The organism is Kribbella sp. NPDC051718 (assembly GCF_040681515.1).
Classification (GTDB): Bacteria; Actinomycetota; Actinomycetes; order Propionibacteriales; family Kribbellaceae; genus Kribbella.
This window is the reverse complement of sequence record NZ_JBFAYZ010000001.1, coordinates 177,471-193,332: the sequence shown is the minus strand read 5'-3', so window position 1 is coordinate 193,332 and position 15,862 is coordinate 177,471. Positions and strand designations below refer to the sequence as shown.

The following is a 15,862-nucleotide window of genomic DNA, read 5'->3' as shown; positions in this document are numbered from 1 at the left end:
GGAGTTAGAGAGGGAGGGTCAGGAGTGGGGCCAGGCGGGTTGCTATCAGGCGGTAGCCGTCGGGGTTGGGGTGGACGTCGTCGGCATACAGGGTTCGGGCTTCTTCGGGGGTGAGGATTGTTCGGCCGTCGATCAGCTGGAGGTCGGGGTCGTTGAGGGTTCGGGCGCCTAGGGACACGCAGGCCCGGATGTCGTCGAGGGTTAGGCCTACGGCGTTGGGTTTGCCTTCGAGGTTGGGGGCTACCAGCGGGGTGATGACGACTATCGGGGTGTGGGGGTGGCCGTCTCGGACGGTGTGGAGGAAGGCTTCTACCTGGCCGGGGAGGGTTCGGCCGTTGAAGGTTTCGCCGCCGTAGATGTTGATGCCCAGGCAGAGGGAGATCAGGCGGGCGGGGGTGTCTCGGATTGTTCGGGCGGCGATGGGGTCGAGGTGGCATTCGCCGGCCAGGCCTAGGGAGACGAGGTCCCAGCCGTGTTGGCGGGCGACCAGGGCGGGCCAGGTTTCGGAGGGGCCGTGGGCGCCGGTGCATTGGGTGATCGAGCTGCCGTAGGTGATCCAGCGGGGGCCGGTTGGTGGCAGGGGGACCGCTTCGCCGGTGAAGGAGACGGCCCGTACGGCGATCGCGCCGGCCTGGGGGAGCCAGATCTCCAGCTCGGCCGGGTCGCTGGGTAGGGGCACGGTGATTTGTTGTTCGCCGAGGTCCACGAGGTGGCGGTGGTGGAGTTCGCCGTTGATGAGGAAGTCGACGGGGGCGGTCTCCGAGTAGATGGTCGGGGTGTTTCGGATCTCGAGGGTTACCGAGGTTGCCGACGTACGCCAGGAGGCCCGTACTCCGGCCGGCGTTGCGGCGCGTAGCCAGAGGCGGTGGCCGGGGCGGTCGGGGCGGCCGAGCCAGTCGTGGAGCTCGAAGGGCTGCTCGCGTGGATCCAGTCGCCAGAAGGTCTGCCAGCCGTCGGCGTCGACCACCCGATGCCGGTAGCCGGTCCAGAGTGCTTCAGATCCCATTGCGTATCACCTCGTCCTGGTCTCGAGCCGGGTCGCCGCTCGGGCGCCGAGGCTGGCGTCGACGTGGTCGCGCATCACGGCCGCGGCGGTCTCGGCGTCGCCGGCGGCGATCGCATCCACCAGCGCCTGGTGCTCAGCATGGGTGCGGTCGAGGTCGGCCTGGCTGCGGTCGACCGTGAGCGCGAGCCGCCGGTAGCGGTCCGCCTTGTCCCAGAGTCCGTCGAGGGTCTGGACGAGTAGATCGTTCTGGGACGCCGAGTAGATCGCGTGGTGGAACCGGCGATGCGTGCCCAGCTCCTCGGCCTTCGGATCTCCGCGCAGCGGCGTCAGTTCGGCGGCGGTGGCCCGGATGGTCTCGAGGTCCGCGCGGGTCCGGCGTTCGGCCGCGAGCCCGGCGGCGAGAGGGTCGAGCGAACGGCGCAGCTCGACCAGGTCGCGGGCCTCTTCCGCTGTCAGTGCGCGCACCCGGGCGTCTCGGTGGGCGTCCAGTTCGACCAGGCCGTCGCTCATCAGCCGGCGCAGGGCTTCCCGCAACGGTGTCGTGCTGATGCCGAGGTCGCGGGCGAGCTGACCTTGCTGGATGACGCAGCCCGGGGCGAGGTCGCCGCGCAGGATCTGCTCGCGGACCAGGCCGTACGCGAGCTCGGCCTTGGTCGCGCGGGCGCCGTTCGGGTCGTCCATCGGTCCTCCTCCCCGTCCGCCGACGAGGCTATAACCTATCGCAAGCCCAGGCGCGGCCACGCTTATAACCAAAAACCCATCAACAGAACAAAATATTCACTACAACCAACCTCTTGACGCCACAGGTTATAACGAAGGACAGTAAGCCGTACCGCCGACGAGAGGAACCCCGTGCCGACCGAAGACCCCCAGACCCATCGCCTCGGCGTCCTGCTCGGCGACGGCATCGGGCCGGAGATCGTGCCCGCCGCCGTCGAGGTGCTGGACGCTGCCGTGGCGGCAGCCGGCGCCAAACCGATCGACTGGGTGCCCCTGCCGGTCGGCGCCGCCGCGATCGAGAGCCACGGCGATGCCCTGCCGCCGGCCGCACTGGAGACACTCGAGGAGCTGGACGGCTGGCTGCTCGGGCCGCACGACAGCGCGTCGTACCCGCCGGAGCACCGGGCGCGACTGAACCCGAGCGGGTTGCTGCGCAAGCACTTCGAGCTGTTCGCCAACATCCGGCCGGCGAAGGCGTTCGAGGGTGTCGAGGCCATGACGCCGGGGATCGATCTGGTGATCGTCCGGGAGAACACCGAAGGGTTCTACGCGGACCGCAGTACCTATCGGGGGACCGGCGAGTTCATGCCGACGGCGGACGTGGCGATCGCGATGGGGATCTTCACCCGGCCCGCGATCGAGCGGATCGCCCGGGAGGCTTTCGAGCTGGCCCGCGGCCGGAGCCGGCACCTGACCGTCGTCCACAAGGCGAACGTGCTGCGGACGACGACCGGCTTCTTCCTCGACATCTGCCGGGAGATCGGCGCGGAGTACCCGGACGTCGAGCTGGACGACTTCCACATCGACGCGATGACGGCCCATCTCGTCCGCCGGGCTGCTTCGTTCGACGTGATCGTCACCGAGAACATGTTCGGCGACATCCTGTCCGACCTGGCCGGCGAACTGGCCGGCTCACTCGGCATCGCAGGCTCGCTCAACGCCTCCCGTACCCGCGCGATGGCCCAGGCTGCCCACGGCTCGGCCCCTGACATCGCCGGTCAGAACCTGGCCAACCCGACCGCCATCATCAGGTCCGGTGCCATGCTCCTCAGCTGGCTCGGCGCGCGCTACGCCGACCCTGCTCTCCACCGAGCCGCCGCTCTGGTCGAAGCCGCACTGGCGACCACCATCCGCTCCGGGATCCGCACCCCAGACCTGGGCGGGACAGCCGGTACCTCGGACTTCGCCGCCGCAGTCGCCGCTGCGGCCACCGCCGGCCGATGACCGATCCAGCGCCGGCCCACCTGCCTCGCACGCTGCGGATCCTGTTGGAGAACGGGCTCCGGCACGGGACCAACACCGGCGAACTCCAGACCTGGGTGCCCGGCGTCACGGGCGAGATCGAGGTGCATCCGTCCCGGGTGTTCCTGCATGACACCAACGGCGTACCGGTGCTCGCCGATCTGGCCGCGATGCGGGATGCGGTCGTCCGGGCCGGTGGTGATCCGCGGTCAGTGGATCCGCTGGTGCCGGCCGAGTTGGTGATCGACCACTCGGTGATCGCCGACGTGTTCGGCCGGCCGGACGCGCTGCGCCGCAACGTGGAGCTGGAGTACCACCGCAACGCCGAGCGCTACCGCTTCCTGCGTTGGGGACAGCAGGCGTTCCAAGGGCTGAAGGTGGTGCCGCCGGGCTCGGGCATCATGCACCAGGTCAACCTCGAATACCTGGCCCGGGTGGTCGAGGAGCGCGACGGCGTGGTGTTCCCGGATCTCTGCCTGGGCACGGATTCGCACACCACGATGGTGAACGGCCTCGGCGTCCTGGGCTGGGGCATCGGCGGCATCGAGGCGGAAGCGGCGATGCTCGGCCAGTCGGTCTCGATGATGATCCCGCCCGTGGTCGGCTTCCGCCTTACTGGCGGTCTCCCGGCCGGCGCCACCGCCACCGATCTGGTCCTGACGCTGACCGAACGCCTGCGAGCGCACGGTGTGGTCGGCAAACTGGTCGAGTTCCACGGCCCCGGCCTGACGGATCTGCCGGTCGCCGATCGCGCCACCATCGCGAACATGAGCCCCGAGTTCGGCTCCACCGCCGCCTGGTTCCCGATCGACGACCAGACTCTCGACTACCTGACCTTCACCGGCCGTCCTGCCGCCCAGGTCTCCCTGGTCGAGACCTACGCCAAAGCCCAGGGCCTGTGGCACGACGACTCGGCGGCGATCCAGTACGACGAACACGTCGACTTCGACCTGACCACCGTCACCCCCTCGATCGCCGGCCCCAGCCGCCCCGACCAACGCATCGCCCTGGCCGACGTCAAGAAGACGGTCGGTACCACCGGAGTGGAACTCAGTGACGGGGCTGTGGTGATCGCGGCGATCACCTCCTGCACCAACACCTCCAACCCCGCGGTGATGGTGGCGGCCGGGTTGCTCGCGAAGGCCGCGGTCGAGCGGGGGCTGCTGAGCAGGCCGTGGGTGAAGACGACCTTGTCGCCGGGGTCGCGGGTCGTGATGGACTATCTCGGCCAGGCGGGGCTGACGCCGTACCTCGAGAAGCTGGGTTTCCACCTGGCCGGGTTCGGCTGCATGACATGTATCGGCGCGTCTGGTGCGCTCATCGACGAGGTCGCGCGAACCGTTCGGGACAAGGGCTTGTCGGTAGCAGCCGTCCTGTCCGGCAACCGGAACTTCGAGGGCCGGATCCAGCCCGACGTCCGCTCCAACTACCTCGCGTCGCCGCCGCTGGTGATCGCCTACGCGCTCGCCGGCCGGATGGACGTCGACCTGATCACCGAACCACTGGGGATCGGCGCCGACGGAGAACCCGTTTATTTGAAGGACATCTGGCCGCGCCCGAGCGAGATCGACGCGGTCATCCGGGAGGCCTTGCGGCCGGAGATGTTCACCGCGGCGTACGACAGGATCTTCGAGGGCGACGACCGCTGGCGCGACCTCAGTGACGGCGCGACCGGTGCGACCTTCAGCTGGGAAGAGGACTCCACCTACCTCAGACGGCCCCCGTACTTCGAAATGCCCGCAACCCCCGGCGATCTCCACAACGCCCGGGCGCTGGTCAGGCTGGGGGACTCGGTGACGACCGATCACCTCTCCCCGGCCGGCGCGATCCCGGCCGACAGCGTCGCCGGCCGGTACCTGCGCGACCTCGGTGTCGACGAGCTGAACACCTATGCGTCGCGGCGAGGCAACCATCTGGTGATGATGCGTGGCGCCTTCGCCAACCTCCGGCTTCGCAATGCGCTGGCCGACGGCGTCGAAGGCGGCGTCACCCGCAAGGAGGGCGTGCTGCTGCCGATCTTCGACGCCGCAATGGCGTACCAGCGCGACGGTGTCCCGGTAGTGGTCGTGGCCGGCGAGAACTACGGCACCGGTTCGTCTCGCGACTGGGCCGCCAAAGGACCGGCCCTGCTCGGCGTCCGCGCCGTACTGGCGAAGTCCTTCGAGCGGATCCATCGGTCGAACCTGGTCGGGATGGGCATCCTGCCGCTCGAGTTCCTTCCCGGCGAAGGTGACGACCTCACCGGCGAGAACCCGATCGACGTCGAACTCGGCGACGACGGCTTCGCGACGGTCACCTCGGCCGGCAAGTCGTACCGGTTGCGCATCCGCCTCGACACCCCGCGCGAGCACGAGTACTACCGGGCCGGCGGTGTCCTGCCCTACGTGCTCACGCGGCTCACCGAGACAGCGGAGTGATCAGCCATGCAGCAACGGTCTGACCTCCTCACCCAGGAAGCGCGCGAAGGCGGCGACATCCGGTTCGTCGCTGCAGGGCTGGATCGACAGGCCGGTCGCCCCGGCATCGGCCAGCTCCAGCAACTGATCGGCGATGGCGCGGGCATCGCCCACAGCGCCGACGCCCGGTCCACCCGGTATGCCGTAGTTGCCCAGCTCCGCATCGACCCGGGCGCGTGCATCCGGCCCGGTCGCGGCAATCAGACTGGCGAACACTTCATGAGGCCGTTCTCCGGCAGCCGCCAGCACTGTCGCGGCCGACTCCTTCACCGCGGCGGTGTCGAGGCCGAGCGAGAGCAGGGTGCCCGTACCCAGTTCGCCGGCAGCGGCGAGCGAGCGAGGTCCGGCGGCGCCGATCATCAGCGGTGCCGGTCGCAGTGGGGGATAGGCCAGTGCGACCTCATCCAGGTTCACATACCGCCCCGGCACGGAGACCTGCTCACCATCCAGCAGTCGTCGCAACGCCGTGGCGAACTCCCGCAGCAAGGTGAGTGGAGCCTCGGCCCGTACTCCGGCCTGCCCCATCCAGGCCTGGACGCCGTGCCCGATGCCGCCCACGAACCGCCCGGGGAACAGCCGGTCGATGGTGGCGAACTCCATCGCCGCTTGGACGACCGAGCGCAACGGCACCGGCAGCAGGCCGATCCCGACCCGCACCCGCTCGGTGGCCGCCAGCGCGGTCACCGCAGCGGCCACGGCGCTCTCCTTGAAGCAGTCCTCCGACACCCAGAAGTCGTCCAGTCCGGCGGCGTCGACCGCCGTCGCGACCGCCCGGATCGACTCCGGCGGCAACGACGGGGGAAACACGAATCCAAGTCGCAGTCGAGTGGTCATCGCTCCATCGTCGGACCGCCCACCGACAGTTTCGTCCCGGCAGCACAGACGTTGCCGAATCAGGAAAGTAACTAGTACGCTGTTGTAACAGGTGATGCAAGGTAACTGAGGTTATGCTCACCTACCCCTCGAAAGGAATCTGTAGATGACTGCGGAGCTGGCGGAAACCGCCTCCGAACTGCACCACTCGCACCGGGACGTGACCGGCGGCTGGCTGCGCCCGGCCACGTTCGGCGTGATGGACGGTCTGGTCTCGAACTTCGCGCTGGTGGCCGGCGTCGTCGGCGGCGGCGCGACCGGCAAGGTGGTGATCATGACCGGCCTGGCCGGGCTGGTCGCCGGTGCCTGCTCGATGGCGTCGGGCGAGTTCACCTCGGTGTCCTCGCAGACCGAGCTGATGCAGGCCGAGATCGAGGTCGAGCGGCGCGAGCTGCACAAGCACCCCGAGGAGGAGCTCAAGGAACTGGCGATGATGTACGAGGCGAAGGGCCTGCGCCCCGAGCTGGCCGCCGAGGTCGCCCGCGAACTGACCGCGGACCCGGAGGTCGCCCTCGACGTGCACGTCCGCGAGGAGCTGGGCGTCGACCCCAACGACCTGCCGTCGCCCTGGGTCGCCGCCGGGTCGTCGTTCACGGCCTTCGCGCTGGGCGCGGTCGTCCCGTTGCTGCCGTTCCTGTTCGGCGCCTCGAGTGTGCTGCCGGCGTTGCTGCTCAGCGTGATCGGACTGGTCGTCACCGGCGGGATCGTCGCCAAGATCACCGCCCGTCCGTTCTGGTACGGCGGTGGCCGGCAGTTGCTGCTCGGCGGGCTGTCTGCGGCCGTGACGTACGCGATCGGCCTCCTGGTCGGTACAGGGCTGTCATGACCGGCCGCCCGCTGCGCGTCACCGCACTGGTGAAGCAGGTCCCCAAAGGCGAGCACAGCGGTCGCCTCGACGCCGACGGCCGGCTCGAACGATCCGGCGCCGTCGCCGAAATGAACCCGTGGTGCCGCCGTGCCGTAGCTCAGGCTGTGCGCCTGGCGGCGGAGTCGGGTGGCCACAGTACGGTCGTCACGATGGGGCCGCCGGCAGCGGTCGACGTACTTCGCGAGGCACTCGCCTGGGGTGCGGACTCGGCGGTCCAGTTGAGCGACGCCGCACTGGCCGGCTCGGACTGCCTGATCACCGCGCGAGCCCTTGCCGCGACCGCCACGCTGGACGGCCGGCCCGACCTCATCCTGGTCGGAGCAAGCTCGGTCGACGGCAGTACCGGCGCGGTCGGCGCGATGATCGCCGAGCTCCTCGGCCTCCCGTACATCGGCCCGGTACTGAAGGTCGAGCCCGAGGGTGTTCTCCTGCGCGCGACCGTTCAGCACGACGACTGGACCGAGTCGGTGGAGGTCGAGCTCCCCGCCGTGGTCGCCGTCGCCGAACGGTCCTGTGACCCGTGCAAAGCCCCGGTCGACAACTGGCCTCCCGCAACCGCCGTCCGCCGGATCAGTACCACCGATCTACTCCAGCCCGACTCGCAAGCAGCCACCGCCGAAGGCTCTGCATCGGGGCGTTGGGGACTGCAGGGGAGCCCGACCAAGGTTGCCGGGGTGCGGCCGATCGCGCTCAAGCGTGATCCCGTCATCTTCCGCGGCGCCCCGCAGGTACAAGCAGCCCGGGCCGTCGCCGAGCTGCTGGCCCGAGGCTGCTTCGACGAGCTGGAGCTTCGGCAAGACTTCGAAGATCCGGTACCGGCAACCAGCGAGTCGGTGAGGCTGCCCGAGGTGGTCGTGCTGGTCGGACCCGGTCCTGATCTGGGAGTCCGCGCCTTGCTCGGCGAAGCTGCAGTGTTGGCGGCTGGAGCGGGCGCGAGTGTGACCGCTGTCAGAACCGGCGACTGTGCAGACGCGAGGGAGCTGTCCGGCTGGGGCGCTGATGCGGTGCTGACGCTGAGCAGCGACGAGCCCCGGCCGGCCGCCGCGGCCCTCGGTCGATGGATGGCCGCCAGGTCGCCTCTTGCTGTGCTCGGTGCCGCGGCGCCGTGGGACCGAGAGGTGCTCGCGAGACTCGGTGTCGCCTTCGGCGCCGGGTTGATGTCCGACCTGGTGAGCCTGTCCGCCGACGGCACCAGGCTGACCGGGCTCAAGCCTTCCGGCGGTGGCACGCTCGCCGAGATCGTCAGCCACGGGTCTCCACAGATCGCCACTCTGAGGACCGGGCTGCTTCCCCTGCGCAGCCCGCGCCTCCCGGTGCAGCCTCCGCACGCCGTGCTCGCGGTTGATCCCGATCCGGCGATCCGCCGCACGGACCGCCGTACCGGTGGCGAAGGCGACGCGCTCGACCGGGCCCGCGTCGTCATCGGAGTCGGCCGAGGTGTCGACCCCACGCAGTACGGCGAGCTGGAGCCGGTACGCCTCCTGCTGGGCGCCGAGCTGGCCGCGACCCGCAAGGTCACCGACCAGGGCTGGCTCCCGCACGGCCGTCAGGTCGGCATCACCGGACGCAGCGTCTCACCGCGGATCTATCTCGCGGTCGGCCTGTCCGGCAACCAGAACCACCTGGTCGGCACGAGCCGGGCGGGCACGGTCATCGCAGTCAACTCCGATCCGGCCGCGCCGATCTTCGCGCACTGCGACGTCGGCCTTGTCGCGGACTGGCAGGAGGTGATGCCCCACTTGGTCGAGCAACTCGGTCTCGTCACCGGACTGCCGGACCTGGAGCGCCATGTCACCACCGTCTGAGGGCAGGCCGGATAGCCTGTCCGGCATGGCGACCCGACGTACCAAGGAACCTGCTGGGAACAAGAGCGCGGCCGATGGCTGGCTGTTGCTGATCTACAAGGTCCCCAGCGAGTCCTCCCGGGCGCGGGTGTCGGTGTGGCGTGAGCTCAAGCGCCTCGGTGGGTTCTACGTCCAGCAGGCGGTCTGTGTCCTGCCCGACCGCGAAGAGTTGCGGGCCGGCATGGTGAAGGTGCGGGAGAAGGTGACCGAGCTGGGCGGCTCGAGCGTCTTCCTCACCCTGAACGATGTCGAGGCGGACGTCCGCGACCAGTTCGTGGAGGGTTTCCGGACCCAGTCCGCGAAGGAGTACGCCGAGATCGTCGAGGAGTGCGAGACCAAGTTCGTCAAGGAGATCGAGTTCGAGCGGTTCCGGGAGAACTACACCTTCGAGGAGGCCGAGGAGATCCGCCAGGACCTGGAGAAGCTGCGGCGCTGGCTGGTCAAGGTCGAGGGCCGGGACTGGATGGATGCCGAGGGCAAGGAACTGGCGCGGACCAAGGTGGCCGACTGCGAACGGCTGCTGGAGGAGTTCGAGGCGGACGTGTACGAGCGCACCGAAGGCAAGGTCTGAGGTCGGGGACTACTTCTTCGAGCGCGGCTTGCGTTGTGCCTTGGGCAGGACCAGCTGACCTTCGTCGGCCCGCGCGTAGCCGTTCAGTTCCTCGCGCAACTGGTTCATCCGGACGGTGGTGCCGAGCGACCGGTCGCGTTCCTGCGCAGCCACGGCGATCGTCAGCGCCTCCAGCAGGATCAGTGCGGTCGCCTGGCTGGTGAACGTGCCGGGCCGGCTCATCGGCGCGGACAGCACCACCTCGACCTCGTCGCGCAACGCCTCGCCGAGCGTGTCGGTCACCAGGATCACCGGTACGCCAACCTCGGTGCAGTGATCCAGGATGACCCGGCTCTCCCGGACCAGCCGGTTGTGCGCGAGCATCACCACGACGTCCTCGGGACCGAGTAGCAGCAGCCGGTCGGCCAGCCGGTAACCGGTGTCGGACGCGGACCGGGCCCGGTGCCCGATCCGTACCAGGTGGGTGGCGATGTACTCCGAGACGCCCTCCAGGCCGGCGAAACCACTGATCACCGTCTCGCGGGCGGCGCCGATCAGCTCCACCGCGCGCCGGAACTCTTCGGTGTCGATGCTCTGCTCGGCCTGGGTCAGCCGCTCGATGTGATCGCGCAGCGTCGCGGTGAGCAGGGCTCCGGGCTCGCTGCCGGTGGACTCGATGCTGTTGCTCAGCCGGTTCGCGGGCGTCAGCAGGCTCTGCAGATGCCCCTGCAGTGAACGCTTCAGGCCGGGCAGTCCGTCGAAACCGAGGGCCTTGGCGGTCCGCACGACGCTCGCGTCGCTGGTCGCGGTCGCTCGCCCGAGTTCCTCGGCCGACGAGAAGACCGCTTCCTGTGGATGCGCGGCCAGGTACTCGGCCACCCGCCGCTCGGTCGCGGTCAAGGTGCCGATCCGGGCGGCGACGCGTTCCTGCAGCGTGGGCGGTTTGGCTTCCGCAAGGGACATCTCGGCTCCTTCGCTCGCTGTCGTCCGGTCGATGACGGACAGCATGTCATTGCCCGGACCCGTTGACAGGCATTGTAGTGGTCACTACCGTCGTATGAATATTCGTAGTAAACACAACGAACTCCGCTCTTCCAGCGAACGCCGTCATCCGGCCCCCACCCAGGAGAATCCGTGACCGAGCTGCTCACCATCGACGTCTCCGCCGCCGATCCGCGCGAACGCGGCCGGCAGTACGGCGAAGCGGCCCGCGCGCCGATCGCCCGCTCGGTCGCCTTCTACGCCGAGTCGGTGGCCCGCGCGACCGGCCTGCCCTGGCCGGAGATCCTCGACCGGGCCCCGGCCTGGGTGCCGGTCATCGACAGCTACCTGCCGGACATCGTCGAAGAGCTGCGCGGCATCGCCGAGGGTTCCGGCCACAGCTTCGAGGAGATCCTCGCGCTGAACAGCCGGGGCGAGCTCACCCGGGGCAACCCGTTCAAGGCGGCCGACCCCGGTACCGACGACGAAGGCTGTACGTCGTTCGCGATCCTCCAGCAGGCCAACGCGCTCGGCCACGTCTGGGCCGGGCAGAACTGGGACCTGTGGGACGGCGTCGCCGACACGGTCGTCGTACTGCGGATCGCGCAGCCCGGCAAGCCGACCATCATCTGTCACGTCGAGGCCGGCCAGGTCGGCCGGCACGGCGCGAACTCGGCCGGGATCGCCCTGAACGCCAACGGACTGGGCGCCGGCTTCGGAACGGGACTGGGGGTTCCCGGAACCTTCGTGCGCCGCAAGGTGCTCGAAAGCTGGGACATGCACGACGCGCTGGCCGCAGTCTTCGGCGTCCGGCAAAGCCTGTCCAGCAATCTTCTGCTCACCCACGCCGACGGTTTCGCCATCGATGTCGAGACCACTCCCGGCCGGCACGGCTGGATGTACCCGACTGACGGTCTGCTGGTACACGGCAACCACTTCCAGTCGTTCGTCCCGCCACAGATCGAAGACTCCTACAAGCCGTTCTCGCTGGACTCTCTCTACCGGACACCGCGCGTCGAGGAGGGTCTGTCCCGGACCCGCGTCGACGGCACCAGCGAGGAAGCGGTCCACGACATCGTGCGGACCACGATGAGCGACCACTTCGGCCACCCCAACGCCGTCTGCCAGCACGTCGATCCGCGCCGGCACGAGCTCGACCGCTACTCCACGATCGTGTCCAGCCTGGTCGATCTGACCACCGGCGCGTATCGACTCACTCCGGGCCTGCCTTGTCGCCACAGCTACCAGCTGGCCCCCTGGAATCTCTTCGACGGTCCTGGTTCCGAGGACCGTCCGTACGTCCCGGGCCCGGCGGCCCAGTCCCTCGCCGCCGCCCGGTGATCCCCGAATCCCCTGCTCGGCATCTTCGACTCGAGGAGCGAATGCCATGTCACACCCCGCCAAGAGACTGCGGCGATCCGTCGCCGTTCTCACCCTGACCGCCGCCGCGGTCGCCCTGTCCGGCTGCGGCGGCTCATCGTCCTCCCCGGCCACCGGAGCGGCGCCGAACGCAGACCGCGCGGCCGCCGCCCAGGGCGTCAGCCCCGACCTCAACCTGGACCAGTGCGGCAAGGCCACCCGGACGATCAAGCACGACCTCGGTACGACGACGATCACCGGCAACCCGGTCCGGGTGGTGGCGCTGGAGTACTCCTTCGTCGACGCGATGGCCGCGGTCGGCCTGTCACCGATCGGTATCGCCGACGACGACCACCCCGAACGGATCATCGAACCGATCCGGGCGAAGGTCGGCAAGTACACCTCGGTCGGGCTGCGGGCGACGCCGAACATCCAGGTGATCACGTCGTTGAAGCCGGATCTGATCATCGCCGACAGCGGCCGGCACAAGGCGATCTATGCCCAGCTGTCCAAGATCGCGCCGACGATCGCCTACGCCAGTCTGAACGGCAATTACCAGCAGGTGCTGGACAGTGAGATGTCGTCGGCGATCGCGTTGAACAAGTGCGACGAGATGAAGACCCGGCTGGCCGAGCACGTGAAGCTGCTGACCGAACTCAAGGCCAAGGTGCCGGCCGGTGAGGAGCGCAAGGCACTGTTCGTCCGGGCCTCGGAGAAGGGCTTCACCGGCTTCCCGCCGAAGGCCTACACCCCGGGCGTACTGGCCGCCGTCGGGATCGGCACCGCGCTGCCGGACGAGAACGGCGACGCGTCGGTGTCGCTCACCCTCGAGACGCTGACCACCACCAAGCCCGAGGTGATGTTCATCGCCCCGAACCCGGGCCCGACGCTGACCGACCAGTGGAAGAAGAGCCCACTGTGGAAACAGGTCCCCGCGGTGAAGGACAACCGGACCTTCGACGTCGATCCGGACAGCTGGTCGCGGTCGCGCGGCCTGATCTCCGCCGAGGTCGTCGCCAAGCAAGCCATCGAACTGCTCTACGGGAAGTGACATGTCGCTCTCCACGGAAGCCGTGCCCAGGGCCGGTCAGGAGGCCGTCCACAAGCGGCCGAAGATCGTCACCAGCAAACAGCGCGTCACCTGGGTGACGCTGGCGCTGCTGCTCCTCCTGCTGGTGGGGGTTGCCTGGGCCCTCTCGATCGGCAGTCAGCACATCTCGCTGGCTCACTTGCCGGGGGCGATCTTCAAGGCCGACACACCGGAAGAGCTGATCATCCAGTCGATCCGGCTGCCGAGGGTGGTGCTGGCGTTTTGCGTCGGCGCCGCCCTGGCGGTCGCCGGCGCGCTGATGCAGGCGGTGGCGGCGAATCCGCTGGCGGCGCCCGAGATCATGGGTGTCAACGCCGGTGCGGTCCTGGTTGTCGTGCTGGCGGTCACCGTCGTTCCGTCGCTGTCGGGAGCGCCGACGATCCTGCTCTCCTTCGGAGGTGCGGCAGCGGCCGGTGTCTCGGTGATGTTGCTGGCTGGCTCGGGCCGCGGCAGGGTCAGTCCGGTCCGGCTCGCGCTGGCCGGAGTGACAGCCAGCAGCCTGTTGATCTCGTTGACGCAGGTACTGATCATCTTCGACGAGAACTCCACCGACAGCGTGTTGTTCTGGCTGGTGGGCGGCGTCAACTTCGCTGTCTGGCCGGACATCCGCAACCTCCTGCCCTGGCTGATCCTCGGTCTGCTCGGGGCGTTCTCGATGGCCCGCTCGTTGAACCTGTTGGCGCTCGGCGACGACATGGCCCGCGGGCTGGGCCAGAACGTCGAGCGGACCCGGCTGCTCGGATCCGCACTGGTGATCGTGTTGTGCGGTGCGGCGGTGTCCGTGGCCGGACCGGTCGCGTTCATCGGCTTGATCGTGCCGCACATCATCCGCAGGCTGGTCGGGTCCAACTACGCCGTACTGCTGCCGCTGTGCGCGCTGGGTGGCGCGGCGCTCGTGCTCTACGCCGACATCGTGTCGCGCTACGTCAAGCCGCCGTTCGAGGTGCCGGCCGGAGTCGTCACGGCACTCATCGGCGCACCGATCTTCATCTACCTCGCGCGTCGACAGAAGGTGACCTCATGACGAGTACCGCGATCGTCGCGCGGCAGATCCGCCGTACTTCGCTGGCCCGCCGGCATCCCGCGATCCTGATGGGCTCGCTCGGAGTCGTCGCGGTGGCCTTGAGTCTCTACAGCCTCAGCGTCGGCGCGACCGAGGTGTCGCTGGGCGACGTACTGCGGGCGTTGACCGGCGACACGTCGAACCAGGCCTCGCAGATCGTGATCGACTTCCAGTTGCCGCGGGTTTTGTTGTGCTGGTTGGTCGGTACCGCGCTGGCCGTTTCCGGTGCGGTGATGCAAGGGGTGATCCGCAACCCGCTGGCTGCGCCGGACATCATCGGTGTCACGAAGGGTTCCGGTTTCGCCGGAATGTTGCTGCTGTTGGCGATTCCCGCTCTGCCGGTGGTCGCGATCGTGCCGGCAGCCTTCGTGGGTGGCCTGGTCGCCGCCGGCCTGGTCTATCTGCTGGCCTACCGCCGGGGTGCGACGCCGGTGCGGATCGCGTTGGTCGGTATCGCTGTCAGTGCGGCCTTCGAGGCGGGGATCCGGTTCTTGCTGGTCCGCAACCCGTTGGATGTGAGCGCTGCACTGATTTGGCTGACGGGCAGTTTGTTCGGCCGGTCGATGTCATCGGTGTTCGAGATTCTTCCGTGGGTGTTGGTGCTGGTCCCGCTGATCATCGTGTGGGCCCGCAAGCTGGACGTTCTCGGGCTGGGTGACGATCTGGCCGCTGGGCTGGGTGAACCTGTTGAGCGGACCCGCCGGATGCTGTTGTTCTTCGCCGTCGCGCTGGCCGCCGCAGCCGTCGCGGTGTCGGGCACGATCGGCTTCGTCGGTCTGATCGCGCCGCATATGGCGCGTCGGGTCTTCGGTGGCAAGCATCTGGCTTCCATCCCGGCGGCCGCCTTGTTCGGCGTACTGCTGATGCTGGTCGCCGACATGCTCGGCCGCGGCCTCGCGCCGCCACTCGAGATCCCCGCCGGCCTGGTGACAGCCGTCGTCGGTGGTCCGTACTTCCTGTACCTGCTCGTGAAGACCGGAAAGTAGGAGATCCGCCATGCGTTTGCAGGCACAAGGCGTTCAACTGGCCTATGACAAGACCGTCATCGCCGACGACCTGACGCTGACCATTCCCGACGGCAAGGTCAGTGTGCTGATCGGGCCGAACGGCTGCGGCAAGAGCACCGCGCTGCGAGCCCTGGCGCGGTTGCTGCCGCCGGCCAAGGGCAGCGTGATCTTGGACGGTAAGTCGATCCATGACACCTCGACCAAGGAGGTGGCGCGGCTGCTGGCGATCCTGCCGCAGGTGTTGACCGCGCCGGAGTCGATCTCGGTGGAGGACCTGGTCTGGTTCGGTCGCCATCCGCACCGGACGTCGCTGAAGGTACCCAGCGAGGCCGACCGGGAAGCGGTCGAATGGGCCATGACTGTGACCAGTACCGCGGCGATTCGGCACCAACACGTCGATCAGCTGTCCGGTGGCCAGCGGCAACGAGTCTGGATCGCGCTCTGCCTCGCCCAGGGCACTGACCTGATCCTCCTCGACGAGCCCACCACCTACCTGGACGTGGCCTACCAGTTGGAGGTGCTCGATCTTCTGCACCAGCTCAACAAAGAGCAGGGCAAGACGGTCGCGATGGTGCTGCACGACTTCAACATGGCCGCCGAGTACGCCGACCACGTCTTCGTGATGAAGTCCGGCGCGCTGGTCACCCAGGGCACGCCCGAGGAAGTGTTCACCTGCGACATCATCCGGGACGTCTTCGGGGTCGAGTCGAAGGTCGTCCCGCATCCTGTCAGTGGCAAACCGATGTGCATCCCACTGCGAGCCGGCCTCCGGGCCCATCTCGCGGTGGCGACCGGATAGGGAG

14 protein-coding genes are annotated in these 15,862 nt (G+C 68.6%); 10 read left to right on the top strand and 4 right to left on the bottom strand.

What is annotated here, in order from left to right; all coding sequences use genetic code 11:
• Positions 1–4: 4 nt before the first annotated feature.
• Both AB0M15_RS00920 and AB0M15_RS00915 read right to left on the bottom strand, forming a co-directional pair.
• On the bottom strand, positions 5–1,006 hold the full coding sequence (locus tag AB0M15_RS00920) for a GDSL-type esterase/lipase family protein (RefSeq protein WP_363812584.1): 1,002 nt from the start codon (positions 1,004–1,006) through the stop codon (positions 5–7).
• Between the two features lie 6 nt (positions 1,007–1,012).
• The gene (locus tag AB0M15_RS00915) at positions 1,013–1,687 is read right to left on the bottom strand and encodes a GntR family transcriptional regulator (protein WP_363812582.1); all 675 of its coding nucleotides are present in this window, start codon (positions 1,685–1,687) and stop codon (positions 1,013–1,015) included.
• Between the two features lie 171 nt (positions 1,688–1,858).
• On the opposite strand from AB0M15_RS00915, the gene AB0M15_RS00910 reads away from it, so the two are divergent.
• Both AB0M15_RS00910 and AB0M15_RS00905 read left to right on the top strand, forming a co-directional pair.
• The gene (locus tag AB0M15_RS00910) at positions 1,859–2,950 is read left to right on the top strand and encodes an isocitrate/isopropylmalate family dehydrogenase (RefSeq protein WP_363812580.1); all 1,092 of its coding nucleotides are present in this window, start codon (positions 1,859–1,861) and stop codon (positions 2,948–2,950) included.
• Positions 2,947–5,385 (top strand): aconitate hydratase, encoded by a 2,439-nt coding sequence (locus AB0M15_RS00905; RefSeq protein ID WP_363812578.1) that lies wholly within the window; start codon positions 2,947–2,949, stop codon positions 5,383–5,385. Before AB0M15_RS00910 ends, AB0M15_RS00905 begins: the two co-directional genes overlap by 4 nt.
• Here the strand turns inward: AB0M15_RS00905 and AB0M15_RS00900 are convergent, their stop codons facing one another.
• Positions 5,386–6,258, bottom strand: a complete 873-nt coding sequence (locus AB0M15_RS00900; protein WP_363812577.1) for an LLM class flavin-dependent oxidoreductase — start codon at positions 6,256–6,258, stop codon at positions 5,386–5,388.
• Positions 6,259–6,403: 145 nt separating this feature from the next.
• Between AB0M15_RS00900 and AB0M15_RS00895 the strand changes: the two genes are divergently transcribed.
• The 3 genes from AB0M15_RS00895 to AB0M15_RS00885 are packed head-to-tail and all read left to right on the top strand — an operon-like array spanning position 6,404 to position 9,580.
• Entirely contained in the window at positions 6,404–7,123 is a 720-nt protein-coding gene (locus AB0M15_RS00895; RefSeq protein WP_363812575.1) for a VIT1/CCC1 transporter family protein, read from the top strand.
• Positions 7,120–8,970 (top strand): FAD-binding protein, encoded by a 1,851-nt coding sequence (locus AB0M15_RS00890; protein ID WP_363812573.1) that lies wholly within the window; start codon positions 7,120–7,122, stop codon positions 8,968–8,970. The genes AB0M15_RS00895 and AB0M15_RS00890 overlap by 4 nt, the downstream gene beginning before the upstream one ends.
• 25 nt (positions 8,971–8,995) lie before the next feature.
• Positions 8,996–9,580 (top strand): Chromate resistance protein ChrB, encoded by a 585-nt coding sequence (locus AB0M15_RS00885; RefSeq protein WP_363812571.1) that lies wholly within the window; start codon positions 8,996–8,998, stop codon positions 9,578–9,580.
• 9 nt (positions 9,581–9,589) lie between these two features.
• Here the strand turns inward: AB0M15_RS00885 and AB0M15_RS00880 are convergent, their stop codons facing one another.
• Positions 9,590–10,522 carry a MurR/RpiR family transcriptional regulator gene (locus AB0M15_RS00880; RefSeq protein WP_363812569.1) on the bottom strand — a complete coding sequence of 311 codons (933 nt, stop codon included), beginning with the start codon at positions 10,520–10,522 and terminating at the stop codon, positions 9,590–9,592.
• A gap of 171 nt (positions 10,523–10,693) precedes the next feature.
• Between AB0M15_RS00880 and AB0M15_RS00875 the strand changes: the two genes are divergently transcribed.
• From AB0M15_RS00875 to AB0M15_RS00855, 5 genes are read left to right on the top strand one after another with little or no spacing between them, the layout of a single operon-like run.
• A complete protein-coding gene (locus tag AB0M15_RS00875; RefSeq protein ID WP_363812567.1) occupies positions 10,694–11,881 on the top strand; it encodes a C45 family peptidase in 1,188 nt (395 codons plus the stop codon).
• 46 nt (positions 11,882–11,927) lie between these two features.
• Positions 11,928–12,950 carry a Fe(3+) dicitrate ABC transporter substrate-binding protein gene (locus AB0M15_RS00870; RefSeq protein WP_363812565.1) on the top strand — a complete coding sequence of 341 codons (1,023 nt, stop codon included), beginning with the start codon at positions 11,928–11,930 and terminating at the stop codon, positions 12,948–12,950.
• Between the two features lies 1 nt (position 12,951).
• Complete coding sequence (locus tag AB0M15_RS00865) at positions 12,952–14,013, top strand: iron ABC transporter permease (protein WP_363812563.1); 1,062 nt, start codon at positions 12,952–12,954, stop codon at positions 14,011–14,013.
• Positions 14,010–15,038 carry an iron ABC transporter permease gene (locus AB0M15_RS00860; RefSeq protein WP_363812562.1) on the top strand — a complete coding sequence of 343 codons (1,029 nt, stop codon included), beginning with the start codon at positions 14,010–14,012 and terminating at the stop codon, positions 15,036–15,038. Before AB0M15_RS00865 ends, AB0M15_RS00860 begins: the two co-directional genes overlap by 4 nt.
• Positions 15,039–15,048: 10 nt before the next feature.
• Positions 15,049–15,858, top strand: coding sequence for an ABC transporter ATP-binding protein (locus AB0M15_RS00855; protein WP_363812560.1), 810 nt, complete (start codon positions 15,049–15,051; stop codon positions 15,856–15,858).
• Positions 15,859–15,862 lie beyond the last annotated feature (4 nt).